21 protein-coding genes are annotated in these 25,171 nt (G+C 69.4%); 2 read left to right on the top strand and 19 right to left on the bottom strand.

Going from position 1 to position 25,171, the window contains the following annotated elements:
- Positions 1–26: 26 nt before the first annotated feature.
- From ACZ573_RS02865 to ACZ573_RS02775, 19 genes are all read right to left on the bottom strand, one after another.
- A complete protein-coding gene (locus ACZ573_RS02865; RefSeq protein ID WP_382547355.1) occupies positions 27–767 on the bottom strand; it encodes an ABC transporter permease in 741 nt (246 codons plus the stop codon).
- Positions 764–1,708, bottom strand: coding sequence for an ABC transporter ATP-binding protein (locus tag ACZ573_RS02860; RefSeq protein ID WP_471298140.1), 945 nt, complete (start codon positions 1,706–1,708; stop codon positions 764–766). Before ACZ573_RS02860 ends, ACZ573_RS02865 begins: the two co-directional genes overlap by 4 nt.
- Before the next feature lie 159 nt (positions 1,709–1,867).
- On the bottom strand, positions 1,868–3,742 hold the full coding sequence (locus ACZ573_RS02855) for a peptidoglycan binding domain-containing protein (protein WP_471298137.1): 1,875 nt from the start codon (positions 3,740–3,742) through the stop codon (positions 1,868–1,870).
- A 341-nt stretch (positions 3,743–4,083) separates the two neighbouring features.
- A complete protein-coding gene (locus tag ACZ573_RS02850; RefSeq protein ID WP_471298134.1) occupies positions 4,084–4,467 on the bottom strand; it encodes a DUF6113 family protein in 384 nt (127 codons plus the stop codon).
- Positions 4,464–5,360 (bottom strand): N-acetyl-1-D-myo-inositol-2-amino-2-deoxy-alpha-D-glucopyranoside deacetylase, encoded by an 897-nt coding sequence (gene mshB, locus ACZ573_RS02845; RefSeq protein WP_471298132.1) that lies wholly within the window; start codon positions 5,358–5,360, stop codon positions 4,464–4,466. The genes ACZ573_RS02850 and mshB overlap by 4 nt, the downstream gene beginning before the upstream one ends.
- 23 nt (positions 5,361–5,383) lie before the next feature.
- Positions 5,384–5,578: a hypothetical protein gene (locus tag ACZ573_RS02840; protein WP_030012369.1), complete on the bottom strand. Its 195-nt coding sequence runs from the start codon at positions 5,576–5,578 to the stop codon at positions 5,384–5,386.
- Between the two features lie 352 nt (positions 5,579–5,930).
- A complete protein-coding gene (locus ACZ573_RS02835; RefSeq protein ID WP_471298129.1) occupies positions 5,931–7,004 on the bottom strand; it encodes an ABC transporter ATP-binding protein in 1,074 nt (357 codons plus the stop codon).
- Positions 6,997–7,980 carry an ABC transporter ATP-binding protein gene (locus tag ACZ573_RS02830; protein WP_471298126.1) on the bottom strand — a complete coding sequence of 328 codons (984 nt, stop codon included), beginning with the start codon at positions 7,978–7,980 and terminating at the stop codon, positions 6,997–6,999. Before ACZ573_RS02830 ends, ACZ573_RS02835 begins: the two co-directional genes overlap by 8 nt.
- A 12-nt stretch (positions 7,981–7,992) precedes the next feature.
- Positions 7,993–9,015: an ABC transporter permease gene (locus ACZ573_RS02825; RefSeq protein WP_471298123.1), complete on the bottom strand. Its 1,023-nt coding sequence runs from the start codon at positions 9,013–9,015 to the stop codon at positions 7,993–7,995.
- The gene (locus tag ACZ573_RS02820; RefSeq protein ID WP_471298120.1) at positions 9,008–9,931 is read right to left on the bottom strand and encodes an ABC transporter permease; all 924 of its coding nucleotides are present in this window, start codon (positions 9,929–9,931) and stop codon (positions 9,008–9,010) included. The genes ACZ573_RS02825 and ACZ573_RS02820 overlap by 8 nt, the downstream gene beginning before the upstream one ends.
- Before the next feature lie 31 nt (positions 9,932–9,962).
- A complete protein-coding gene (locus ACZ573_RS02815) occupies positions 9,963–11,591 on the bottom strand; it encodes a peptide ABC transporter substrate-binding protein (RefSeq protein ID WP_471298118.1) in 1,629 nt (542 codons plus the stop codon).
- Positions 11,592–11,699: 108 nt separating this feature from the next.
- A complete protein-coding gene (locus ACZ573_RS02810) occupies positions 11,700–12,626 on the bottom strand; it encodes a GNAT family N-acetyltransferase (RefSeq protein ID WP_471298115.1) in 927 nt (308 codons plus the stop codon).
- 142 nt (positions 12,627–12,768) lie between these two features.
- Positions 12,769–13,821, bottom strand: coding sequence for an ABC transporter ATP-binding protein (locus ACZ573_RS02805; RefSeq protein WP_382542129.1), 1,053 nt, complete (start codon positions 13,819–13,821; stop codon positions 12,769–12,771).
- Positions 13,814–14,863, bottom strand: a complete 1,050-nt coding sequence (locus ACZ573_RS02800; protein ID WP_471298111.1) for an ABC transporter ATP-binding protein — start codon at positions 14,861–14,863, stop codon at positions 13,814–13,816. Before ACZ573_RS02800 ends, ACZ573_RS02805 begins: the two co-directional genes overlap by 8 nt.
- 51 nt (positions 14,864–14,914) lie before the next feature.
- Positions 14,915–15,838, bottom strand: a complete 924-nt coding sequence (locus tag ACZ573_RS02795; protein WP_382542135.1) for an ABC transporter permease — start codon at positions 15,836–15,838, stop codon at positions 14,915–14,917.
- A 23-nt stretch (positions 15,839–15,861) separates the two neighbouring features.
- Complete coding sequence (locus tag ACZ573_RS02790) at positions 15,862–16,755, bottom strand: ABC transporter permease (protein WP_471298108.1); 894 nt, start codon at positions 16,753–16,755, stop codon at positions 15,862–15,864.
- 231 nt (positions 16,756–16,986) lie between these two features.
- Positions 16,987–18,639, bottom strand: a complete 1,653-nt coding sequence (locus ACZ573_RS02785) for a peptide ABC transporter substrate-binding protein (protein ID WP_471298106.1) — start codon at positions 18,637–18,639, stop codon at positions 16,987–16,989.
- Positions 18,640–19,110: 471 nt separating this feature from the next.
- Entirely contained in the window at positions 19,111–21,015 is a 1,905-nt protein-coding gene (gene typA, locus ACZ573_RS02780) for a translational GTPase TypA (protein ID WP_471298103.1), read from the bottom strand.
- A gap of 335 nt (positions 21,016–21,350) precedes the next feature.
- A complete protein-coding gene (locus ACZ573_RS02775; protein WP_471298100.1) occupies positions 21,351–23,672 on the bottom strand; it encodes an ABC transporter family substrate-binding protein in 2,322 nt (773 codons plus the stop codon).
- A gap of 346 nt (positions 23,673–24,018) precedes the next feature.
- On the opposite strand from ACZ573_RS02775, the gene ACZ573_RS02770 reads away from it, so the two are divergent.
- Together ACZ573_RS02770 and ACZ573_RS02765 are read left to right on the top strand one after the other, a co-directional pair.
- Complete coding sequence (locus ACZ573_RS02770; RefSeq protein WP_030385851.1) at positions 24,019–24,243, top strand: hypothetical protein; 225 nt, start codon at positions 24,019–24,021, stop codon at positions 24,241–24,243.
- A 102-nt stretch (positions 24,244–24,345) separates the two neighbouring features.
- Positions 24,346–25,170 (top strand): hypothetical protein, encoded by an 825-nt coding sequence (locus ACZ573_RS02765; protein ID WP_471298097.1) that lies wholly within the window; start codon positions 24,346–24,348, stop codon positions 25,168–25,170.
- The last annotated feature ends 1 nt before the right edge of the window (position 25,171 follow it).

Below are 25,171 nucleotides of genomic sequence, written 5' to 3'. Positions count from 1 at the left end.
CGCGTTCCTTCGTCAGCGCCACGGGTTCATGCCTTCAGTGAGTCCTTGCGGTACAGCCAGGCGGCCGCACCGGTGAACAGTACGAAGTACACCGCGAGGAGCGCGACGTCCCCGGCCCGGGGCGCGCCACCGAGCTCGATGGCCTGGCCCAGGCCGGCGTAGGCGTGGGTGGGGAGCCACTCGCAGATGTTCTGGAGCCACTGCGGGAAGTTCGCGGTGGGCATCCACAGGCCGCCGAGGATCGACAGGGCGAAGTAGACGAGCATCGTGATGGGGCGGACGTTGTCCCCGCTGGCCAGGTAGCCGAGGGCGACGCCGAGGGCCGCGAAGACGAGGCTGCCGGCCCAGATCGAGCCGGTGAGGGCGAGCCACTGCCAGGCGTCGAACCGTACGCCCTTCACGGCGGCCGCCACCGCGAAGACGACCAGGATGGCGGGGAGCGAGAGCACTCCGGCGCCCGCGGTCTTGGCGAGGACGTAGCCGCGGCCGGGGAGGGCGGTGAGGCGCAGCTGGCGGACCCAGCCCTTCTCCCGTTCCTTGGCGATGCGTTCGCTGTTGCCCACCAGGACGGCGGTCAGGGCGCCGAAGGAGGCCATGGCGACCATGTAGAAGGCGGGCATGGTCAGTTCGGTGCCCATGACCTTGGTGGTGCCGTCGAGGGTTCCGCCGAGCATCAGGAACAGCGCGGCCGGGTACATGATCGTGAAGAAGAGGTACTTCTTGTTCCGCAGGGCGCGGACGATCTCCAGCTTGATGAGGGCGTTCACTGGGTGGCCTCCTCGGCCTCGGTGAGGGCGATGAAGGCCTGTTCCAGGCCGAGGCCCGCGACCTCCAGATTGCGGGGGTACAGCCCGAGCGCGTACACGGCGTGGACGGTGGCGTCGGCGTCACGGGACTGGATGCGGACGGTGTCGCCGTGGTGCTCGAAGGCCGTCAGGAAGGGCAGCGCGCGCAGTCGCCCGATCGCCCCGTCGGCGGGGTCGCTCAGGTCGAAGGAGATCTTCCGGGCCCCGGCCTTGGCCTTGATCTCGGCCGCGGTGCCGTCCGCGAGTAGCCGGCCCTTGCTGAGCACCAGGACCCGGTCGGCGATCGCGTCGGCCTCTTCCAGGTAGTGGGTGGCGAAGAGGACCGTGCGGCCCTGGTCGGCCTGTTCCCGCATGGTGGCCCAGAAGGCCTGGCGGGCGGTGACGTCCATGCCGGTGGTCGGCTCGTCGAGCACGATCAGGTCGTTGTCGCCCGCCGTGGCGAGCGCGAAGCGCACGCGCTGCTCCTGGCCGCCGGAGAGCTTGTCGACCCGGCGGTCGGCGATCTTGTCGATGCCGGCCCGGGAGAGCACCTGATCGACCGGGTGCGGACGCGGGTGCAGGGCGCAGCCGAGGGCCACGATCTCCCGTACGGTCACCTCCTCCATCAGGCCGCCGCTCTGCAGCATCGCGCCGACCCGGCCGGCGGCGACGGCCTCGCGCGGGGTGGTGCCGAAGATCCGGACGGAACCGGAGTCGGCGGGGCGCAGGCCGAGGAGGAGGTCGAGGGTGGAGGACTTGCCGGCGCCGTTGGGGCCGAGGAGCGCGACGGTCTCGCCCGGGTGGAGCGTGAGGGAGAGGCCGTCGACCGCCCGGACCGTGCCGTAGCTCTTGGTCACGTTCTCGAAGCTGACCACGCTGTCGGTGGCGGGCCTCGCGGTGCGTGTCGCGGTCGTCGTCGTCATGGATAGAGATTCGCCCGTACGGGGTTCCGCGCGGCAGTGTCGGGCGTCGTGTGTGCCGGATGACAGATGTCATGCTGCGGACATGACAGTGCCCCCGCCCGGGGTACGGGCGGGGGCACGGTCGGCCGGTCCGGAAGGGACGGGTCGGGCTGGGCCGTCCTAGTTCGGGTTGGTGTCGACCACCACGGTGCGCTCGGCGGTGGTCTTGCCGCGCAGCGCCTTGCCGAGGGCGCCGGCGATGTCCTGCGGGGTGACGGCCGTCTTCTCGCCGTTGCCGCGGGTGATCAGGATCCCGTCGAAGGTGTTCCCGTAGGTCGCCTTGAGCGCCTCCAGGTCGAACTTCTCGACCAGGCGGCCGTCGACGGGCTGCATGCTCAGGATCTTGGGCAGGGACCGGGCGCCGAAGGCGATCGACTTGGTGCCCACCTTGACCGTGGCGTTCGCGGACATCGCGGGCTCGGCGAACTCCTTCATGGCGCGGTCCAGTTCGCCCTGGCCGATGGCCGGCGCCTTGGTGGTGGTCGGCAGTTCGGCCACGGCCGCCTTGCCGGTGGCGACCTGGTCCTTGAAGGCCTTGGCCACCAGCTGGACGGAGGCGTCGACGTCGAGGGTGGTGCCGGGGGTGCCGGGGACGGCGACGGCCTTGCCCGTGTCGAACTTGATCGTGCCCTCGGTGGCCGTACCGGAGGTGCCCGCGAGCTCCTGCAGCGCGACCTGGAGCTTCTCCTCGTCGGTCGGCATCACGGGGTCGGCGACCCGCTCGTTGCCGAGGAGCGAGCCGATGACCGTGATCGGGTTGTAGTCGCTGCCGGCCGCGTTGCGGACGGTGGTCTGGGCGTCCAGGGTGAGGCCGGCCTTCTCGGGCTTCAGCTCGACCGGCTTGCCGCCGACGCTCAGCTGGATCGGGGCGGCGGCGCGGGTGCCGAAGGCCGTCTGGAGCTTGGAGACGGCCTCGTCGCGGCTGCCGCTGATGTCGACGCCGAGGACGGTGGTGCCCTTGGGGACGTCGGAGTGGTTCAGGAGCAGCCCGGCGCCGTAGGCCACGCCGACGAGGGCGATGAGACCGCCGCCGAGCAGGACCAGCTTGGAGCGGCCCTTCTTGGCGGGCTTGCCGGTGGCCTTGGGCTGCGCGGCCGCGGGTCGGGGGGCGGCCGGGGCGGGGGCCGGTACGGGAGTCGGCAGCGGGCCGTCCAGGTCGGGGCCGGGCCACTGCGGAGCCTCGTCGAAGGCGGCCGCGCCGGCCGGGCCGCCGACGGGGCCGGTGCCGAAGCCGGGGCCGCCCGTGGGTCCGGCGGGGCCCCCGCCGTAGGCCGGGAACGCCTCGGTGACCGGGCCGCCGTCGCCCTGGTCGCCCCCGTACGCGGGGAAGCCCTGGGTCGTGCCGACGCCCGGGCCGCCGGGTGTCGGGGCCGTGGGGGCGGGTGCCGCGGTCTGGGCGTAGCCCTGGCTGTAGTCCGAAACGGGCGGCGGCGGGGTCCGCGGCGGCGCGAAGGCGGCGTCCGGTCCGGGCCCCTGCGGGGCCTGGGTGCGCTGCGGCGGGGGGAAGCCCGCGCCGGGCCCGGCCGGCGGCGGCGTGGGCGTCGGAGTCGGCGTCGGGGACGGCGTCCGGGTGGGCAACGGCCGCTGCGCGAGCGGCGGGGCGGCCGCGGGCGGCGGCATCCGGTCCGCGGCGGGGGCCGGTGCGGGTGCCTGGGCGGCCGGCTTGCGCGGGGCGAACCAGTTGCTGGTCGCCTCCTCGGGTTCGGCGCCCGGGGCGGGCGCCGGCGGCTGGGCACCGTCCGGCTCCGGGGCGGCCTCGATGCGGGTCGGCTGCGGCCCGCGCCGCTGCGCGAGCGGCGGGGCGGCCTGCTCGGGCGCAGAATCCGGCCCGCTCCGCTCCGCGGGACCGGCCGAGCCGGAGTTGGTGCCCATCGCCTTGCGCACGACCACCGGCGGGATAGGCCGCGAACCGGGGATGTTGATCCGGATCCGGGTCGTCAGGGTGGTCTCGGTCTTGGGCCCGTCGGAATCGGGCGTGGACGGCTTCGAGGTCACAGCGTTCTCCTCCGGAGCGGTCGCCGCAGCGTCCGTGGACGGGTACTGGCCGGTTCCGTACGGCGGTGTACCCGAGGGGTAAGCGGCTCCACCGTGCCCCTTGGGCCCGGAGGACGAACTGTCGGTTTCACGACTCAAGGCAGGTTCTCCCGGTTGGCTCCGCCGCCCGTCATACCGTGCGCGGGCAGCTCGGCGGCCCGTCCACCATACTGGCCGCCGCCCGCAGGCAACTGACTGGCGGGAATCAGGGGTTCCTGATAGCGCCCGTCAAACCCCACTGAAGCGCCCGGCGGGCCCCCGCGCGCCTCGCGGCGATCCTCCCTACGAGGTCCGACACCACGTCACTTGGCAGGCCGGGAGACCGAAACCGGCCGATCCAGCGGGCCGCGCATCGTGGCACACATCACAGCGAGAACGGTTCCGCCCAAAAGGTAGACGTACACGCCGATTCCGGACGAACCGAGGAGGAAGTCCCCCTCGGGGCGCGGAACGCTGAGCATCACGTACGAGAGGAACCAGCCGACCGCGGCGCCGCCCACCCCGAAGCCGGTCCCGAGGGCGAGCCGGCCGCCGAGGAACAACCCGAAGACGGCCAGCAGGGCGAGCAGCAGACCGCCGGGGAACCAGAGGCCGACCACCAGCCAGCCGGCCGCGCCGGTCAGCGCACCCGCGACCAGCATGCCCAGGCAGCCGGCGATCCGCCCGGCGGTGCCCGTGCCGCTCATGCCTCCACCCCCGCGAAGAGGTCGTGTTCGCGCTCGCCCGCCGGGGCGCCCGGCCGGCCCTCGGCCAGTTCGTAGTACTCGCGGGTGAACAGCGGCTGCGCCAGGTCGTTGGAGAGGGCGAAGAAGGGCCCGTCCACGGCGATCTGGGTGGCGTGGGCCCTCATGGCGGCGGACTTCGCCGCCACGAAGGTGTCCTTGGCGTCGATCTCGGCGGTGATCCGCTCGTCGGCGACGACCCCCGGCACGTCCCCGGGCGAGCCCACCGCGGGGAAGGACGTCTCGCCCCCGGCGGCGCGCAGCCGGGCGAAGCCCTCCTCGACCACCGAGCGCGGGACGCGGTTCCAGTAGATCTTCCCGACCGTGTGGGGCGCGCCGAGGTCGCGCCGGTACGCGGTCTCCGCGGCCAGTTCGGCGGCGCGCATGGCGACCCGGTGGGCCTGGATGTGGTCGGGGTGCCCGTATCCGCCGTCCGGGTCGTAGGTGACGAGCACCTGTGGCCGCAGCTCCCGGATGATCTCCACGAGGTACGCGGCGGCCTCGTCCACGTCGGCGGACCAGAAGGCCTCCGGCCGGTGGTTCTGCGGGGCGCCCATCATCCCGGAGTCCCGGAAGCGGCCGGGGCCGCCGAGGAACCGGTGGTCGTGGACGCCCAGTTCCGCCATGGCCGCGGCGAGCTCGCCGACGCGGTGGGCGCCGAGGGTGTCGTCGCGGTCGGCCGCCAGGTGGGCGAGCCCGGGCGGGATGACCTCACCCTCCTCGCCCAGGGTGCAGGTCACCAGCGCGACGTGGGCACCCTCGGCCGCGTACTTGGCCATGGTGACGCCGTTGTTGATCGACTCGTCGTCGGGGTGCGCGTGCACGAGGAGCAGACGACGGGCGGGAAGACCGTTCATGGGCCTAGCCTACGAGGCGAGGCCTAGAACTTGAGGCCACTGATCATGCTCGCCACGTTCGAGGTGAGCTGGCTGAGGGTCGGGGCGATGGTGGAGCTCGCCAGGTAGAAGCCGAGCAGTACGCAGACCACCGCATGCCCCGCCTTCAGGCCCGCCCTTCGGACCAGCAGGAAGACGATGATCGCCAGCAGCACCACGGCGGAGATCGAGAGTGCCACGGCGTTTCACCTCCACGTCGAGCGGACATCGGTACGCGTATTCGTGCTCAGCAGGAGTCATACCCACCGTGCGCTACGGATCATAACTATCCGTACCAGCGCATCGATCGAAATCCGGCAGCACGAGGGGCGCATGCCGCGCATGAGTGGGGTCACGGGGAGGCCGGCCGGCGAGGCCGTACGCCTCCCCGGCCGGCTGTCGGCACCCGCACGGCCGCACGGCACCCAGGTTGCATGCCCCAGATCTCGGGGCAGAAACGGTCAAGTTGCCCCCATGTAAACGGAGTTGCCGGGGGTGTCCGCCGGTTCCCCATCCGACGCGCAGCGGTGGCCGGAAATGATCGGTCGGCGGCTACTCCTTCGTCAGCGGATCCGCCGGCGGCGGGGGCGGCGGGGGCGGCTGGTCCAACGGCGGGACCACCTGTTTCTCCGCCGCGAAGTGGCAGGCCGACGGGTGCGCCGCCGGGCCCGAGGGGAAGACCTGCGGAACCGCGAGCAGCGGGACCTCGGCCGTGCAGCGGGGCTCGGCCTTCCAGCAGCGGGTGCGGAAGGGGCAGCCCGAGGGCGGGTTGGCCGGGGACGGGACGTCACCGCTGAGGATGATCCGCTCGCGGTGGGCGCGGGCCTCCGGGTCCGGGACCGGGACGGCCGAGAGCAGCGCCTGGGTGTACGGGTGGGTCGGATGGTCGTAGATCTGGCTGTCGGTGCCGATCTCGACGATCCGGCCCAGGTACATGACGCCGACCCGGTCGGAGATGTGCCGGACGATCGAGAGGTCGTGCGCGATGAAGACGTAGGACAGGTCGAAGTCGCTCTGCAGCCGGTCCAGCAGGTTGATCACCTGGGCCTGGACGGAGACGTCCAGGGCCGAGACGGGCTCGTCGGCGACGATGATCTCGGGCTGCAGGGCCAGGCCCCGGGCGATGCCGATGCGCTGGCGCTGGCCGCCGGAGAACTGGTGCGGGTACCGGTTGATGTACTCCGGGTTCAGACCGACGACATCGAGCAGTTCCTGCACCTTCTGCCGGCGCGAGCCCTTGGGAGCCACCTCGGGGTGGATCTCGTACGGCTCCCCGATGATGTCGCCGACCGTCATGCGCGGGTTCAGCGAGGTGTACGGGTCCTGGAAGACCATCTGGATGTTGCGGCGCACGGCCTTCAGCGCGCGCCCCGACAGCTTGGTGATGTCCTCGCCCTTGTACGAGATCGCGCCCGCCGTCGGCCGCTCCAGATTGACCAGCATCTTGGCCACGGTGGACTTCCCGCAGCCGGACTCGCCCACGATGCCGAGCGTCTCACCGGCGTGCAGGTCGAAGGAGACCCCGTCGACCGCCTTGACCGCGCCGACCTGCTTGCGGAAGACGATGCCCCGGGTCAGCGGGTAGTGCTTGACCAGGTCCTTCACTTCCAGCAGGGACTCAGCCATGGAGGCACTCCTTCCAGAAGTGGCAGGCGCTGGTGCGCTCCACCGGGGACTCGGTCACCCGGTACAGCGGCGGGACGTCGCTGCGGCACACCGCCTGCGCCATCGGGCAGCGCGGGTTGAAGGCGCAGCCGGGCGGGATGGCCACCAGGTTCGGCGGCAGGCCCTTGATGGCGTACAGCTCCTGGCCCTTCTGGTCCAGGCGCGGGATGGAGTCCAGCAGGCCGCGCGTGTACGGGTGCGCGGGCGCCTTGTAGATCTCGTGGACCGGAGCCGCCTCGACGATCCGGCCCGCGTACATGACCGCGATCTTGTCGGCCACGTCCGCGACCACGCCGAGGTCGTGGGTGATCAGGATGAGGCCCATGTTCAGCTCGCGCTGGAGCTCGGCGAGCAGATCCATCACCTGGGCCTGGACGGTGACGTCCAGGGCCGTCGTCGGCTCGTCCGCGATGATCAGCGAGGGTTCCAGGGCCAGCGCCATCGCGATCATGATGCGCTGGCGCATGCCGCCCGAGAACTGGTGCGGGTAGTCCCCCACCCGCTCCTTCGCCGCCGGGATCTTGACCCGGTCCATCAGCTCCACGGCCTTGCTCTTGGCCTCCTTGCGGGACGTCCCGCGGTGCACCTCGTACATCTCGGCGAGCTGCGCGCCCACGCTCAGGACCGGGTTGAGGGAGGAGAGCGCGTCCTGGAAGATCATCGCCATCTCGGCGCCGCGGATCTTGCGCCGCTCCTCCTCCTTCATCTTGAGGAGGTCCTTGCCCTTGAAGAGGATCTCGCCGCCCGCGATCCGGCCCGGCGGCATGTCGAGGATGCCCATCACGGCCTGGGCGGTGACCGACTTGCCGGAGCCCGACTCGCCGAGCACGGCGAGCGTCTCGCCCTCGGCCACCGAGTAGTTGACGCCGTTGACGGCCTTGGCGACTCCGTCGCGCGTCTTGAATTCCACGTGCAGGTCGCGGACTTCGAGCAGCATGTGCGGGGCTCCTCAGCGCAGCTTGGGGTCGAGGGCGTCGCGCACCGCGTCGCCGAGCATGATGAAGGCGAGCACGGTCAGGCTCAGCGCGCCGGCCGGCCAGAGCAGCATGTGCGGGGCGTTGCGGATCTGCGAGGCCGCGTTGGAGATGTCGATGCCCCAGGAGACGGTGGGCGGGCGCAGGCCGACGCCGAGGAAGGACAGGGTGGCCTCCAGGGCGATGTAGGTGCCGAGCGCGATGGTGGCGACGACGATGACGGGGGCGATGGCGTTGGGCGCCACGTGCCGGAGCATCATCCGGCCGTTGCCGGCGCCCAGGGCCCGGGCCGCCTGGACGTAGTCGTTCTGTTTGGCGGTGATGACGGAGCCGCGGCCGATGCGGGCGATCTGCGGCCAGCCGAGGAGCACGATGAAGCCGACCACCGGCCAGACGGTGGTGCTGGTGACCACGGACAGGAAGACCAGGCCGCCGAGGACGACGGGGATGCCGAAGAAGATGTCGGCGACCCGGGAGAGCAGGGCGTCCCCCCAGCCGCCGAAGAACCCGGCGAGCCCGCCGAGCAGCGAGCCGAGCAGGGCGGCGCCGAGGGTGGCGCAGACGCCTACGGTGATGGAGGCGCGGGCCCCGTAGACGGTACGGGTGTACACGTCGCAGCCCTGGGTGTCGTAGCCGAAGGGATGGCCCGGGGAGGAGCCCTGCTGCGACTTGGACAGGTCGCACTGCAGCGGGTCGCCGCTCGCGATGAGCTGCGGCCAGATCGAGATGATCACGAGGAAGAGGATCATCAGCGAGGAGATGATGAAGACGGGGTTGCGGCGCAGCTGGTGCCAGGCGTCGGACCACAGCGAGCGGGGCTTCTCCCCGGTGCCGGTCCCGCCCGGCGGCCCGTCCTTCTCGATGCCTTCGACGCTCTCGGCCTCCTGCAGGGCCAGATCCATGGGTCCCCCCTGGCCGGTCGGGGAGACCGCCTCGTGCGGACGGGGACCGACGGGATCGTAGCCGCCGGGCCCTTCGGGACGCTCGGGGTCAGGCATAACGGATCCTCGGGTCCAGGACGGCGTAGAGCAGGTCCACGAGCAGGTTCGCCAGCAGGAAGACGATGACGAGGATGGTCACGAATCCGACGACCGTGGGCGAGTTGTTGCGCAGGATGCCCTGGTAGAGCTGGTATCCGACGCCGTGGATGTTGAAGATCCGCTCGGTGACGATGGCGCCGCCCATCAGCGCGCCGATGTCGGTGCCGATGAAGGTGACGACGGGGATGAGCGAGTTGCGCAGCAGGTGGCGGGTGACGACGCGGCGGCGTGGCAGGCCCTTGGCCACGGCGGTGCGCACGTAGTCGGCCTTGACGTTCTCGGCGATGGAGGTGCGCGAGAGCCGGGTGACGTAGGCGAGGGAGACCAGGGCGAGCACGATGCCGGGCAGGATCAGCTCGTTGAGAGGGGCGTCCGGGGAGACGGTCGGCCGCACCCAGCCCCATTTGACGCCGAAGATGTACTGGAGCAGATAGCCCGTCACGAACGTCGGTACGGAGATGACGACGAGGGTGAGCACCAGCACGGTGGTGTCGACGGACTTGCCGCGGCGCAGGCCGCTGACCACGCCGAGGGTGATGCCGATGACGATCTCGAAGAAGATCGCGACCAGGGTCAGGCGCAGGGTGACGGGGAAGGCGCTGGCCATCAGCTCGGTGACCGGCTGGCCGTTGAAGGCCGTGCCGAAGTCGCCCTTGAAGATCTGGCCCATGTAGTGGACGTACTGCTCCCACAGGGGGCGGTCGAGGTAGAGGTCCTTGCGGATGCGCGCGGCGGTGGCGGGGTCGGGCGCCTTGTCGCCGAAGAGGGCCGCGACCGGGTCACCGAGCGCGTACACCATGAAGAAGATCAGGAACGTGCTGCCGATGAACACCGGGATCATCTGGAGCAGCCGCCGGATCACATAACGTCCCATGGACTGCTCCAGGATCGATCCGAAACGCGGGTCAGCTGACCTTGATCTGGTCGTACACGGGGACGCTGAACTGGTTGAGCGCCACGTCCGAGAGCCGCTCGGCGTAGCCCGCGCTGCCGTTCTGGTACCAGAGCGGGATGGCCGGCATCTGCGCGGCGAGGATCTTCTCGGCGTCCTGGAACTTCGCGACGGCCTTGGCCTGGTCGCTCTCCTGGTTGGCCTCGTCGACGAGCTTGTCGAAGTCCGCGTTGCTGAACTTCCCGTAGTTGGAGGAGGCCCCGGTGTAGTAGAGGGGCTGGAGGAAGTTCTGGATCAGGGGGTAGTCGGCCTGCCAGCCGGAGCGGAAGGGGCCGGTCAGCTTGAAGCTGCTCTGCTGGTTGCGGAAGTCCGCGAAGGTGCCGATCGGGTTGACCGTGCAGACCGGGCCCTCGCCCAGCGCGTTGTTGATGCTGTTGCAGACGGCGTCCATCCAGTCGCGGTGCGAGCCGGTGTCCACGTTGGAGGTCAGCGTGACCTTGCCGCCGGGGAGCCCGCCGGCGTCCGTGATGAGCTTCTTGGCCGCGGCCGGGTTGAAGACGCAGGCGTCGCCGCAGACCGTGGAGGAGAAGCCGCCCGCCTCGCCGAGGGCCGGGGAGGTCCAGTCCTTGGCCGGGGTGCGCGTCTCGCGGAAGATCTGCTTGGTGATCTCGTCGCGGTTGATCGCCATCGAGATCCCGCGGCGCACGTTCTCCGTCCCCTCCTTGCTCCACTGCGGGTCGTACAGCGGGAAGGTGAGGGTCTGGATGATGAGGGCCGGCTGGTTGATGTACCGGTCGCCCAGGTCGTTCTTGACGTTCTTCAGCTGCTGCGCCGGGATGTCGTCGACGAGGTCGAGGTTGCCGGAGATCAGGTCGGTGTAGGCGGTGTTGTTGTCGGTGTAGACCTTCAGGTCCACACCGCCGTTCTGCGCCTTGTCCGGACCGGGGTAGGTGTCCCACTTGCGCAGCTTCATGCCGGTGCCCTTGGTGTACGAGTCCACCGTGTACGGGCCGTTGCCGATCGGCTTGTCCAGCCAGGCGGCGTGGTCGGTGAAGAAGGCCTTGGGCAGGGGGGAGAAGGCCTGGTAGCCGAGGGTTTCGGGCCAGGTGGAGAACTTGTTCTTCAGGGCGACCGTGAAGGTCTTGGCGTCCTTGACGACCAGTCCGGACATCGTCTTGGCCTTGGGCTCCCCGGAGGCGGGGTGGACGTCCGCGTATCCGACGATGTCGGAGAAGAACGGCGCGTTGTTCTGCTTGTTGCGCACGTCCGCGCCGTAGTTCCAGGCGTCGACGAAGGACTGTGCGGTGACCGGCTCGTCGTTGCTGAACTTCCAGCCGTCCTTCAGCGTGATGGTGAAGTTCTGACTGTCCGTCGTCTCGATCTTCTCGGCGACCATGTCGAGGGCCTCGCCCGTCTTCGGGTCGTAGCGCTTGAGGCCCCGGAAGAGCATGTCGAGCACCTTGCCGCCCTGCACCTCGTTGGTGTTGGCGGGCTCCAGCGGGTTCTGCGGGTCGCCCCACGAGGAGCTGACGATCCCCGCCTCGCCGCCTCCGCCGCTGTCGCTACCGCCGCCGCAGGCCGTCGCCGCGAGGGCGACGGCCACCGCACATGCGGCCCACGTGGCGTGGGTGGCTCCGCGCATGGAGTGCCTCCTATGGATCCCAAGACTCGCCTTAGGGGCCAATGTCACCCTATGTGGGGTCCTGCACACTCCTCGTTGGACCGATTGCACCCGCGCGTCACGCCCCTGTCACCCCTGGGGGTGCAATGAAAGCTCCCATGAGTCGACCGCGTAGTGCAGGCCCATGCCGTGCGCCTCGTACAGCGCGAGCGCGCCGGTCTCGTTGTGGGTGTCCACGCCGAGGCCCACGCAGTCCCGGCCGCGCTCCGCGTAGACGGCGAAGCAGTGGCGGAGCAGGAAACCGCCGAGGCCGAGGCCCCGTACCTCCTTCGCCACGCCGAGGTGGCTGACCCAGGCCATGCTCGTGCGGTCGTCCCGGGTGAGCAGCACGGCCACGTCGCCGTGGCCGGGCAGGCTCGCGATCCACACCAGTGACCAGTCGAGCGTGCGGCCCTCTATGTGGTCGAGCCAGGTCTCGTACGGGCGGTCCACATGGCCGAAGTGCGCGGCGAAGGTCCGCTCGATCAGGGCGTGGGCCCGGTGCCGGTCGGCCTCGTCGTCGCCGCAGTGGCGCAGGGTCAGCCCGGCCGGCGGGACCGGCGCCGGGTCGGCGGCCGGGGACAGGGAGCGGGTCATGACCTGGTAGCGGCGGATGGTGCGGTAGCCGCGGCCGGTCAGGAGGGACAGGTCGAGGGTGGGCTTCACGTTGAGCTGCATTCTCAGCACGCCCTGACCGCCGGTCAGCTCCCGGGCCCGGGCCTCCATGCGCTCCAGCAGCGAGGCGGCGGCCTCGTCGTGGCCGGGCAGTACGTAGTGGTCCCCGTCGACGCGGCCGGGGCCGGAGTCCGCCCAGACGAGGGCGTAGGCGACGAGCCGGCCGTCCTGGTGCGCGAGCCAGGAGTCGGTGGCCAGGTCCACGTCCGGGGCGTTGAGGTCGGACTCGACGGTGCCGAGATCGGTCTCCGGCCGGCCGATCTCGATCACGTCGACGGCATTGAGCAGGGCGCAGATGTCGGAGGCGTCCCCGGGCCCGGCGGGCCGTACGGTGAGGGTCATGCCGTCACTCTCCGTCCCCGGCTCCCGGGGGTGCAACCGGTTTCCCCGGGTCCCGTCCCCGGGGGCGGCCCCGGACGTGGAAACGGCCGGCCCCCGACGCCATGAGGCGCCGGGGGCCGGCCGTTTCGGACGAACGCGTCGGTCAGACGGCCAGGATGGCCTTCTCCTCGGCGAAGTGGCACGCGGACTCGTGCGCGGCCAGGGTGTTCACGCCCTTGAAGCGCTCCGGGATCGCCAGCAGCGGCTCCTCGGTGGAGCACTTGTCCTGGGCCTTCCAGCAGCGGGTGCGGAAGCGGCAGCCCGACGGCGGGTTGGCCGGGGACGGGACGTCACCGGTGAGGATGATCCGCTCGCGGCCCTCGCGCGCGTCCGGGTCCGGGACCGGGACGGCGGAGAGCAGCGCCTGGGTGTACGGGTGGGTCGGGTGCTCGTAGATCTCGGCGTCGGAGCCGATCTCGGCCATCTTGCCCAGGTACATGACGCCCACGCGGTCCGAGATGTGCCGGACGATCGAGAGGTCGTGCGCGATGAAGAGGTAGGAGAGGTTGAACTCGTCCTGCAGCTTCTCCATCAGGTTGATGACCTGCGCCTGTACCGACACGTCGAGCGCGGAGACCGGCTCGTCGCAGATGATGATCTCCGGCTGCAGGGCGAGGCCGCGGGCGATGCCGATGCGCTGGCGCTGGCCGCCGGAGAACTGGTGCGGGTACCGGTTGATGTACTCCGGGTTCAGACCGACGACGTCCAGCAGCTCCTGGACCTTCTGCCGGCGGTTGCCCTTGGGAGCCACCTCGGGGTGGATCTCGAAAGGCTCCCCGATGATGTCGCCGACCGTCATGCGCGGGTTCAGCGACGTGTAGGGGTCCTGGAAGACCATCTGGATGTTGCGGCGCACGGCCTTCAGCGCGCGGCCGGACAGCTTGCTGATGTCCTGGCCCTTGTAGAAGACCTCGCCGGCGGTTGCCCGCTCCAGGTTCATCAGGAGCTTGGCGACCGTGGACTTGCCACAGCCGGACTCACCGACGATACCGAGGGTCTCGCCCTGGTAGAGGTCGAAGGAGATCCCGTCGACCGCCTTGACCGCGCCGACCTGCTTCTTGAACAGGATTCCCTGGGTCAGCGGGAAGTGCTTGACCAGGTTACGGACCTGGAGGATCGGCTCGCGCTCGGTGGCGTTCTTGGTGAGCTCAGCCATGGATCTGGTCCTTCCAGAAGTGGCACGCGCTGCCGCGGCCGGGCAGTTCGGTGCCGTCCTGCTCGGTGACCGGGTGCAGCACCGGGATCTCGGTGCGGCAGATGTCCTGCGCCTTGGGGCAGCGGGGGCTGAAGGCGCAACCCGTGGGAATGCGGAGCAGGTTGGGCGGCAGACCCTTGATCGCGTAGAGCTCCTGGCCCTTCTGGTCCAGGCGCGGGATCGAGTCCAGCAGGCCACGGGTGTACGGGTGGGACGGGCGCTTGTAGATCTCGTGGACCGGAGCGGTCTCGACGATCCGGCCCGCGTACATGACCGCGATCTTGTCCGCGACGTCGGCGACGACGCCGAGGTCGTGGGTGATCAGGATCAGGCCCATGTTCATCTCGCGCTGCAGCTCCGCGAGCAGGTCCATGACCTGGGCCTGCACGGTCACGTCGAGAGCCGTGGTGGGCTCGTCGGCGATGATCAGGTCCGGCTCCAGGGCCAGCGCCATGGCGATCATGATGCGCTGGCGCATACCGCCCGAGAACTGGTGCGGGTAGTCCCCCACGCGCGCCTTGGCGGCGGGGATCTTCACGCGGTCCATGAGCTCGACGGCCTTGACCTTGGCGTCCTTCTTGGACATGCCGCGGTGGACCCGGAACATCTCGCCGAGCTGGTCACCCACCGAGTAGACCGGGTTCAGGGAGGACAGCGCGTCCTGGAAGATCATCGCCATCTTGTTGCCGCGGAGCTTGCGGCGCTCCTCGTCGGACATCTTGAGGATGTCCTTGCCGTGGAAGCGCACCTCGCCGCCGGCGACCCGTCCGGGCGGGCTGTCGAGGATGCCCATGATCGCCTGGGCGGTGACGGACTTGCCGGAGCCGGACTCGCCGAGCACGGCGAGGGTCTCGCCGGCCTTGACGCTGTAGCTCACGCCGTTGACGGCCTTGGCGACCCCGTCACGGGTCTTGAACTCGACCTGGAGGTTGTCCACCTCCAGCAGCGGCACGGCGGTTGCGCCGCCCGTCTCCGCAACGCTGAGAATCTCCGACGTGGTCACGCCGCCACCTTCGTCCTGCTTGCTGATGTTGTCTCGGGGCATCGCGCGGCCCTACCGGAGCTTCGGGTCGAGCGCGTCACGCAGGCCGTCGCCGACGAAGGCGAAGCCGAGCACGGTGACGACGACGAAGAGGCTGGGGAAGTACCACAGGTAGTCATTGACTCCGATGAAGCCCTGGCCGGCCGCGAGCATGTTGCCCCACTCGGGGACGTCGACGGGGACGCCGGCACCGAGGAAGGAGAGCGCCGCCACACCGACGATCGTGGTGCCGACGTTGAACGTCGCGTAGACCAGCACGGCGGTCAGCGAGTTGGGCAGGATGTGCGTGCGCACGACCCGCCAGCCACTGGCGCCCAGCGCCTTGGCCGCGTGGACGTAGTCCATCTCGCGCACGGACAGGATCGAGCTGCGCAGGAGCCTGGCCACGGTGGCCCACGAGAAGATCGCGAGCGAGATGATCACCGGCGTGATGCCGCGGCCGGTGACCAGGATGATGACGATGGCACCGATCATCAGCGGGAACGCGAGGAAGACGTCCGCGACGCGCATGACCAGGGTGTCGGCGAAGCCGGGGAAGTAGCCGGCGATGGCGCCGAGGGCGACACCGATCAGCACCGCGAAGAAGATCGAGGCGAGGCCGACGAACATGGCCACGCGGGTGCCGACTATGAGGCGCGAGAACATGTCGCGGCCCAGGGCGTCGGTACCCATCCAGTGCGTGCCGTTGGGCGACACGAGGGTGTTCTCCAGGTCCTGCGCCCCCGGGTCGAAGGGGGTGAGGTAGTTGCCGAAGATGGCGGTCAGGAACAGCGCGGAGATGATGACGAGGCCGACGACAGCCAGCTTGTTCTGGGCGAAGCGGTGACGGATCTCGCCCCACTGGCTCAGTTGCTTGGGTCGGGGTTCGGCCGTGGCCGAAGCGGACGACACGGGGTTCTCGTCCCCGATCGCCGGGCTCGTTGCGAGCTCAGACATGAGGAAATCCTCCTTGGGGGCGGTCAGCTGAGGCGGATACGCGGGTCGAGGGCCGCGTACAGCAGGTCCACGATGAGGCTGAGGACGACGAAGATCGCGACGCTGTAGGTCACGACACCGATCACGATCGGGTTGTTCTGCTGCTGAATCGCCTGAACCAGTGCCAGACCGACACCGTCCCAGTTGAAGATCGCCTCAGTGATGAGCGCACCACCGAGGAGTGCACCGAACGAGATACCCAGGTAGGTGACCACGGGGATGGACGAGTTGCGCAGCACGTGCTTGAACAGCACGCGGCGGCGCGGAAGTCCCTTGGCCACGGCCGTCTTCACGTAGTCCGCGCGCAGCACCTCCAGCATCGTGCCGCGGGTGAGGCGGGCGACGAAGGCGATGTCGGTGATGGCGAGGGTCACTGCGGGAAGAATCATGCCGTCGAGCTGGTCACCGCTCATCGGGGGGAACCAACCGAGCTCCACCGCGAAGTACTTCTTGAGCAGCATGCCGATGACGAAGGTTGGGAAACCGACGGCCATGGTCGTAAAAAATGTCGTGGTCATGTCCAAGATGCTGTATCTGTAGAGCGCGGCGATGATGCCGACGCCCATACCGAACACCGTGACGAGAGCGATGGCCAGCAGGGCCAGCTTCGCGGTGTTCTGCAGCTTGGGACCGAGGATCTCGGACACCTCGCGGCGCTGGATGAAGTCCTCGCCGAGGTCTCCGGTCGCAACCTTGGTCACGTAGTTCACATACTGCTCGGGCAGCGACTTGTCGAGCCCGTAACGCGCCTTCAGTTCCGTGACCACTGCAGGGTCACGTGCTTTGTCGCTGCCCGCGATCGAACCCACGGGATCGCCGGGGAGAACGAACAGACACGCGAACAGAACCATGGTCGCGCCGATGAGGACTATGACCATCTGCCCGAGGCGACGGGCGACGTACCTTCCCATGTTTGTGCCTCTCTACCTGGCCGCTTCTGGGAGCAGCGGCCTCCGGCCCAAGGAACGGGCCGGCTCTCGGCCTGCGGGGGTTACCCGCGGATGTGAGGGGTGCCGAAGTAAGAACGGCCTGCCGAGCGGGGCCGCGGCCCACCGGTCACCCGGGGGCCGCGGCACGTTCGCTCCTGACGGATATACCGTCCGAACCGGTTACTTCTTGAGCGAGATCTTCTCGAGGATCGGGTCCTCGTTGAAGTTGATGTCGTCCAGACCGTTGAACTTGTCGGTCGCCATCAGGCGGAACTGGGAACGGTTGAAGGTCGGGATGAGGGCCATGTCGTCCATGGCCATCTTCTCGGCCGTCTTGTACATCGTCAGACGCGCGGCCTCGTCCTTGGTGGCGCGGGCCGTGTCGATCAGCTTGTCGAACTCGGGGTTGTTGTAACGGACGCGGTTGTCACCGGTCACGTTGCCCTCGGCGTCCTTGGACATCGAGGTCGAGTGCAGCAGCGGGAAGAGGAAGTTCTCCGGGGTCGGGTAGTCCGCGCCCCACGCGAAGCGGTAGATGCCGGTCGCGCTGGAACCCTGCTGCTCCTTGAGCATGCCCGGGAAGTCCTTGCCGTCCAGCTTGACCTTGACGCCGAGGACGTCCTCAAGCTGACGCGCGATGGCCTGGACCCACTCTTCGTGGCCCGCACCGGTGTTGAAGCTGAACTTGATCTCGGTACCCGGCTTCAGGCCGCCCTTCTCGGCGTGCTCCTTGGCCTTGGCGACGTCCTGCTTGACGCAGGAGACGCACAGGTCCTTCTGGAACGCCTTCGGGAACGACGGCGGGACGATGGTGGTCGACGGGGTCTGGAAGCCCTGGAAGACACCCTTGGCGATGGCCTGACGGTCGATCGCGTAGGAGATCGCCAGACGGGCGTCCTTGTTGTTCGTCGGACCGTTGTCACCGATCGGCAGAACGAAGTTCATGCCGCTGGTGTCCTTGGCGAACCACTTGTTCTGCGGCTTGTACTTCGCCTCGGCCGTCTTCAGCATCGGCGTCGGGATGTGCGCGTAGTCGAAGGTGCCGGCCTGGAAGCCGTCGTACTCGAGCTGCTGCGCGGTCTTGTCGTTGAGGAGGGTGACCTGGACCTTGCCCAGGGACGCCTTCTCCAGCCCGTAGGTGTCGTTACGGACGAGGTTGATCGCCTTGTTGTGCTCCCACGTGCCGTCCATCTTGAACGGACCGTTACCGACGGGGGCCTCGCCGAACGCCTTGTCCTCTTCGCCGACCTTGGCGACCTTCGGGACCGGGCTGTAGGCGTTGTGCGCCGTCTTCAGGACGAACTCACAGTCCGCCTTGGACAGGTCCACCTTGATGGTGGTCGGGTCCGGGGTGGTGACACCGGAGAAAGTCTTGGCGGAGCCGTCCTGCAGCTCGGCGTAACCCTTGATGCCGGCGAAGTGGTACGCCACGTCGGACGCGGCGGCCTTGTGCGCGGCACGGGCCCAACCACGGGCGAACGACTCGGAGTCGACGACCTCGCCGTTGGAGAACTTGGTGTCCGGCTTGATCTTGAAAGTCCAGGACGTGCAGCTGTCGTCCGACGTCGCCGACTCGGCGAGCGCGGGCTCGGCCAGGCCGTCCGGCGTGTTGCCGTACAGGCCGGTGAACAGGGCGTTGGCCAGCAGCACGCCGGTGGACTCGTGGGCACGCCCCGGGTCGATGGTGTCCGGCTCGGTGCTACCGAGACGGAACACGCCACCGTTGGCGCTGCCCTTGTCCTTGCTGTCACCGTCACCGCCGCCACAGGCGGTAGCGGCCAGGGCGACGACAACCGCGCCCACGACCCACTTGGCGCTCTTGGCACCGCGCATGGGTTTCCTCCTCATGAGTCCACTGATCGACTTGAGGGGCAAAAAAACCTCGCCGACACCCCTGACGGCGAGCATTTCCGTGCCCATAGTGTGCTCGTGAGTCGGCGCGATCCCCACATCGCGTGACCCATTGACCCGAGCTCAATGGAGCCATCCTCAGGGACTGCCAGGCCGTAAACCACACTTAAGTGGTCTCGTTTTCACAACATCGATCCGCGTCAGAAACCCGAAATCCGGACAAACGGATAGGAGACAGACACGTGCGAAACGGACGGTTAGCTCATCATCCGGAGCGTCACGGTCGGTATGCGGACACCTGAACGCAAAAATCCGCTTGACAGAAGCGAACAGCCCCTCCCTTCACGGACTCCGTGAAGGGAGGGGCTGCTGCACTACCAGGGCCCTGCGGCCCACTGCGCCCGCCGTGACCGCCGCCCGAGCAAACCCGGGCGAACGACCGTACGGCTGTTGCTACTTGGCGGACTTGGCGCGCGACGCGGTGCGCGAGCGCTCCTTCTGGTCCAGGACGACCTTGCGGATGCGGACGGCCTCCGGGGTCACCTCGACGCACTCGTCGTCGCGGCAGAACTCCAGCGACTGCTCCAGCGACAGCTTGCGCGGCGGGATCACGTTCTCCGTGTTGTCCGCGGAAGCCGCACGCATGTTGGTGAGCTTCTTCTCCTTGGTGATGTTCACGTCCATGTCGTCGGAGCGCGAGTTCTCGCCGACGATCATGCCCTCGTACACCTCGGTGCCGGGGTCGGTGAACAGGACGCCGCGCTCCTGCAGGTTGATCATCGCGAACGGCGTCACGGAGCCGGCGCGGTCGGCGACCAGCGAACCGTTGTTACGGGTCACCAGCTGGCCGAACCACGGCTCGTGGCCCTCGTGGATCGAGTGGGCGATGCCCGTGCCGCGCGTACCGGTCAGGAACTCGGTACGGAAGCCGATGAGACCGCGCGACGGGACGACGAACTCCATGCGGACCCAGCCGGAGCCGTGGTTCGACATGTTGTCCATGCGGCCCTTGCGGACGCCCATGAGCTGCGTGACGGCGCCCATGTGCTCCTCGGGGACGTCGATCGTCATGCGCTCGACCGGCTCGTGCACCTTGCCGTCGATCTCCTGCGTGACCACCTGCGGCTTGCCGATGGTCAGCTCGAAGCCCTCGCGGCGCATCTGCTCGACCAGGATGGCGAGCGCGAGCTCACCACGGCCCTGGACCTCCCAGGCGTCAGGGCGCTCGGTCTCCAGCACGCGGAGCGAGACGTTACCGATCAGCTCGCGGTCCAGACGGTCCTTGACCTGACGCGCGGTGACCTTGCGGTCCTTGACCGCGGACTTGGCGTCCGCGCCCTTGCCGCTGCCGCCACGGCCGACCATCGGGGAGGTGTTCGTACCGATGGTCATGGAGATCGCCGGCTCGTCGACCGAGATCAGCGGGAGCGCGATCGGGTTCTCCGGGTCGGCCAGGGTCTCACCGATCATGATGTCGGGGATACCGGCGACCGCGCAGATGTCACCCGGGCCCGCCATCTCGGCCGGCTTGCGGGTCAGCGCCTCGGTCATCATCAGCTCGGTGATGCGCACGTTCGACTGGGTGCCGTCACGCTTGATCCAGGTGACGGTCTGGCCCTTGCGCAGCTCGCCCTGCTCGACGCGCAGGAGCGCGATACGGCCGAGGAAGTTGTCGGCGTCCAGGTTGGTGACGTGGGCCTGGAGGGGGGCCTCCTCGTCGTACACCGGCGCGGGGACGTGCTCCAGGATGGTGGAGAAGAACGGCTCCAGGCTGTCGCTGTCCGCGGGGACGGTGCCGTCCTCGGGCTTGGTCAGCGAGGCCACGCCGTCACGGCCGCAGGCGTAGACGATCGGGAACTCGATCTGGTCCTCGTCCGCGTCCAGGTCCAGGAAGAGGTCGTACGTCTCGTTGACGACGGCGTCGATCCGGGAGTCCGGGCGGTCGGTCTTGTTGATGCAGAGGATGACCGGCATCTTCGCCTGCAGGGCCTTGCGCAGGACGAAGCGGGTCTGGGGCAGCGGACCCTCGGAGGCGTCCACCAGCAGAACGACGGCGTCCACCATCGACAGACCGCGCTCGACCTCACCACCGAAGTCGGCGTGGCCGGGGGTGTCGATGATGTTGATCGTGATCGGGGCCCCGCCGTCCTTGGGGTGATACTTCACCGCCGTGTTCTTGGCGAGGATCGTGATGCCCTTCTCACGCTCCAGGTCGTTCGAGTCCATCATGCGGTCGTCGAGGTGCTGGTGGGCGGCGAAGGCACCGGCCTGCTTGAGCATGGCATCGACGATGGTCGTCTTGCCATGGTCGACGTGGGCGACGATGGCGACGTTACGGATGTCGTGGCGCGTGGGCACTTCGGCGCTTCTCCCGGGATCGTGGATGGCGTCGCGTACGGTCCGGCACGCGCGCCTCGGCCGGGCGAAAACCTGCCACGGCCTTACCCCATGGTACGTCGAGTGGCGGGAACCGCCTGCCGGGGGGTCTGTCAAGAGGCCGGATGTATGAGTGCGGCCGGGGTTTGCGTGGGGTGCCCCGACCGCCGTTCCTGCCGGTATTCACGCGGGTCAACGGGTATGCACGACCTTGCCCGCCGGGGGATCCGGCGGGCAAGGGACTTGAGTCACATCTGAGCTTGTGACCCTCCGGTCAACCAGACAGGCACCGCTTTGTCACCACTTCTTCTCCCCCGCTACTTCTTCTTGTCCTTGGCGGCCGGCGCCTTCTTCCAGCCGATGTCCTGGTAGCGGGGGGCGCCGAGGCCGAAGGCGCCGGCGTTGGCGAGACCCGGCTTGACCGCCACCAGCTCGGGGCGCTGGAAGAGGGGGATGGAGCCCGCGGCGGCCCAGATCCGGGCGTCCGCCTTGCGCATCAGCTCACGGGACTGCTCCTCGTCCAGCTCGCCGACCGCCTGATCGAACAGTTGATCGATGTGGTCGGTGCCGACCCGTGTGTAGTTCTGTTCGACGAGGAGCGAGCCGTCCGCGGCCGGCTCCGGCTTGGCGAAGATCGGCCGGGCGTCGGTGGCCGGGTAGGCCGTCGCGGGCCAGGAGTACAGCGCCAGGTCGTACTGGCCGGAGGCGATGTGGTCCTTGAAGAAGCTGTCGTCGGCCACCTTGACCGTCTCGGTGTTCACCCCGATCTTGCGGAGCATCCCGGCGATCCGCTCGCCGACCGTGCGCAGGGACTCCGAGCCGGGTCCCGCCGGGAGGACGAAGCGCAGGCTGAGCGCCTTCCCGTCCTTGGCGAGCATGTTCCCGGAGGTGCGGACGGGCTGCTTGGCGGGGGCCGGGGCCGGGGAGGCCTTGGCGGGGTCGGCCGCGTCGCCTTCGCGGGCCGGGACCCCCTTGCCGTCGTCGGCGGCCTCCGCCCGGGCGGCCCGGGCGACGTGGGCCGCCTGGGCGAGCAGGGACGCCCGCTGCTCGGCCCCGAAGGGAGCCGGGGCGAGCACCTGGGACGGCCCGTCCTGGGCCCCCTCCGGGACGGTGCCGCTCTTCGGGCGGTCGGCGGCCGCCGACCGCGGCTCGCCGTTGGCCCCGTCGTCCTGGCCCACGATGTACAGCCCGTCGTTTCCGGTGCCCGGGCCCGACGGGGTCTTCGAGTCGTCCTGCGGCGCGCTCTCCGGGCCGGCCTTGGCGCCTGCGGGCTCGGTGATCTTGCCGCCCTTGCGCCAGCCCGCGTCCGCGAGCAGGGCCTGGGCCGCGTGGGTGTCCTGGCCGCCGAGCGCGTCGCTGTTGTCGGCGTACGCCCGCTGCCCGGCCAGGGCCAGGTGGCTGCCGACCGGCTTCGCGGGCAGGCCCAGCGGCTTCAGGACGGCCTCGGCCAGCGCCTTGCGGTCCAGAGCCCGGGCCACCGCCCGGCGTACCCGCTCGTCCGCCAGCGGGCCGGAGGACCCGTTCATCGCGAGCTGGGTGTAGGCCGGCTCCAGGGACTTCCGTACGGTGAAGGCCTTCAGGGCCTCCTGTTCGTCCGCGTACCGCTTCACCGAGGCGAGGTGCTTCTGGCGGCTCTCCGTCTCCGCCGCCGCCTTCTCCTCGTCCGCGCCGAAAGCGGTCGCCCACGACAGCGTGGCCTGCGCCGGGGTCAGCGCGGCCTCCGGGCCGTGGGCCGTGGCACCGCCCGTGCCCGGGCCCTTCTTGGCGGCCGCGTCCTGGCGGGCCAGTGCGATCCGGTCGGCCCCGGCCCGGTCGATCTCCGCCAGATCGAGCTTCCCGGCGGCCAGCGCCGCCGGGCGCTCGGCCCGCGGGACCGCCGTCAGGACCAGCGTGTCCAGCTTCGCCTGCCGGCCCCACCAGCGGGCGTTGCGGGTCAGGGCGGCGGTACCGGTCTTCTTGTCGATCGCGCCGAGCGCGAAGGGTCCGGCGGTGATCTTCAGCGTGCCGCGGGCGCCCTCGTTGAAGGCGTCCGGGGTACCGGTGACCTGCTTGGGGTAGAGCGGGGTGAAGAGGGAGCGCCAGTCGGCGTACGGCTTGTTGAAGGTGACCCTGACCTCCAGGTCGGTCTTGCCCTTCTCGATCTTCTCGATCCGCTCGTAGCCTGCGTTACGCGCCGTCCAGTACGCCGAGTCCTTGCCGTTCAGGGCCCGCCACTGTGCCACGAAGTCGGCGGCGCCGATCTCGCGCCCGTCGCTCCACACCGCCTTCTGGTTCAGCTTGTACTGGACGACCTGCTTCGGCTCCCGCTCGATGACCTCGGCCTTCTCCAGGTAGTCCGGGTTGGCCACCGGCCGCCCGTTGGCGTCCAGCACGAAGAGCTGGGGCAGCACGGCACCGGCGATCCTGTTCGTGGTGGCGTCCGCGTCGGCCTGGAAGGTGTTGAGGGTGTCCGGGAGCGTGTCCACCGCCCAGCGCAGCACACCCCCGTCCGCGACCTTGTCGCGGGTGGTCGTGGCGATGTCCTGTCCTGCGGCGGCCTGACCGCCCTCGTCGTCACCCGCGCCGCAGCCCGTGAGCAGCGGCAGTGCGAGGACTCCCGAGGTCAGGAGCGCCAAGGACCTGCGCCTTCTCTGGGACATGGGTGGTACCTCCGGGGCGGGGCGTGGGGGAAGCATGATCACGTTCGGCGGTATATGGAGCTGATCACACCGGTTGCCGGAACCCACTGAAATAGACGGCCCGCCGCACCCCTCGCAGCCGCCTCTCGCCACGCCGCGAACCCCACCCGTGCGGACCAATCCCGCTTGCGCGGCAAGAGGCGTTCCCCCGGGAGAGGGATGAGAATGGGGGGCAGGGAGGGGCGCACGGTTCACGCCTGCGCGCCTGCAATCGCTGCACGTCCCTTCACAACGGGGGACGGGAAGCGCGACACTCGCAGGCGCACATGAGCGTTGCCACCGCACCTGGCGGAAGTGAGGGCAAATCATGTCCCTGCAAGACGATCTGAGTGCCGTACGGCGCAACCTGGACGAGCTGACGCGCAAGGTCGAGCGGCTGGAACAGCAGGCCGCCCGGCAGAAGCCGTCGACGACGGCGGCGGGTCCGGACCCGTCCCGGATGGTGACGGTCCCGGACACCCCGTACGACAGCTCCCTGTGGACGGACTCCGACGACGAGGGCCTGGGCGCCCGCGACCGCCGCGCCCCCTGAGGCAGCCCGTCACGGACACTCATCCACCCACGCCCCGTCCGGTCCGGCCGTCCGCGGCCGGACCGGACGGGGCACCCTTCATCACTCCTCCCGGAGTCTTCTTTGGCCACAGGCACGGAACGACCCCAGCAGCGGCCCGGCGGCGTCCACGACGCCTCACGGGCCGCGATCGCGGCCCGGCACCTGCGGACCGACCGGTGGTGGCTGGCCCCCGCCGGCACCGCGGCCGGGCTGTTCGCCTTCATCGTCTACTCGACCTGGCGGGCCTTCGCGAACGCCGACTACTACGCGGCCCCGTACGTCTCCCCCTTCTACTCACCGTGTCTCGCGGAGAACTGCGTCCCGATGAAGGGCGGGCCCAACTGGGAGGTCTTCGGCAGCTGGTGGGGCCTCTCCCCCGCCCTGCTGATCCTGATCTTCCCGCTCGGCTTCCGGCTGACCTGCTACTACTACCGCAAGGCCTACTACCGGGGCTTCTGGGCCTCGCCGCCCGCCTGCGCCGTCGCCGAACCGCACACGAGGTACACCGGCGAGACCCGCTTCCCGCTGATCCTCCAGAACGCGCACCGGTACTTCTTCTACGCGGCGGTCCCGGTCGCGGGCATCCTCACGTACGACACGGTGCTGACCTTCCGCGACGAGCACTACGCCTGGGGCCACATGGGCCTCGGAACCCTGCTCTTCCTGGTCAACATCACGCTGATCTGGGCCTACACGCTGTCCTGCCACTCCTGCCGCCACATCATGGGCGGCCGGCTCAAGCACTTCTCGAAGCACCCGGTGCGCTACCGGCTCTGGGGCTGGATCAGCCGGCTCAACGCCCGCCACATGCAGCTGGCGTGGGCCTCCCTGATCAGCGTGGCCCTGTGCGACTTCTACGTGTACCTGCTGGCCAGCGGCGCCTTCACCGACCCGAGGATCTTCTGAG

The sequence above is a fragment of the Streptomyces sp. NPDC040545 genome (assembly GCF_055595065.1).
Note: the sequence above shows the minus strand (reverse complement) of the source record. Positions and strands in the feature narration are given on the sequence as shown.

Bases quoted from the DNA above. Each gene is read 5' to 3' on its own strand.
- ACZ573_RS02860 (WP_471298140.1), bottom strand. From the start codon at position 1,708: ATGACGACGACGACCGCGACACGCACCGCGAGGCCCGCCACCGACAGC.
- ACZ573_RS02850 (WP_471298134.1), bottom strand. From the start codon at position 4,467: ATGAGCGGCACGGGCACCGCCGGGCGGATCGCCGGCTGCCTGGGCATG.
- mshB (WP_471298132.1), bottom strand. From the start codon at position 5,360: ATGAACGGTCTTCCCGCCCGTCGTCTGCTCCTCGTGCACGCGCACCCC.
- ACZ573_RS02835 (WP_471298129.1), bottom strand. From the start codon at position 7,004: ATGGCTGAGTCCCTGCTGGAAGTGAAGGACCTGGTCAAGCACTACCCG.
- ACZ573_RS02830 (WP_471298126.1), bottom strand. From the start codon at position 7,980: ATGCTGCTCGAAGTCCGCGACCTGCACGTGGAATTCAAGACGCGCGAC.
- ACZ573_RS02825 (WP_471298123.1), bottom strand. From the start codon at position 9,015: ATGCCTGACCCCGAGCGTCCCGAAGGGCCCGGCGGCTACGATCCCGTC.
- ACZ573_RS02820 (WP_471298120.1), bottom strand. From the start codon at position 9,931: ATGGGACGTTATGTGATCCGGCGGCTGCTCCAGATGATCCCGGTGTTC.
- ACZ573_RS02815 (WP_471298118.1), bottom strand. From the start codon at position 11,591: ATGCGCGGAGCCACCCACGCCACGTGGGCCGCATGTGCGGTGGCCGTC.
- ACZ573_RS02810 (WP_471298115.1), bottom strand. From the start codon at position 12,626: ATGACCCTCACCGTACGGCCCGCCGGGCCCGGGGACGCCTCCGACATC.
- ACZ573_RS02805 (WP_382542129.1), bottom strand. From the start codon at position 13,821: ATGGCTGAGCTCACCAAGAACGCCACCGAGCGCGAGCCGATCCTCCAG.
- ACZ573_RS02795 (WP_382542135.1), bottom strand. From the start codon at position 15,838: ATGTCTGAGCTCGCAACGAGCCCGGCGATCGGGGACGAGAACCCCGTG.
- ACZ573_RS02790 (WP_471298108.1), bottom strand. From the start codon at position 16,755: ATGGTCATAGTCCTCATCGGCGCGACCATGGTTCTGTTCGCGTGTCTG.
- ACZ573_RS02785 (WP_471298106.1), bottom strand. From the start codon at position 18,639: ATGCGCGGTGCCAAGAGCGCCAAGTGGGTCGTGGGCGCGGTTGTCGTC.
- ACZ573_RS02775 (WP_471298100.1), bottom strand. From the start codon at position 23,672: ATGTCCCAGAGAAGGCGCAGGTCCTTGGCGCTCCTGACCTCGGGAGTC.
- ACZ573_RS02770 (WP_030385851.1), top strand. From the start codon at position 24,019: ATGTCCCTGCAAGACGATCTGAGTGCCGTACGGCGCAACCTGGACGAG.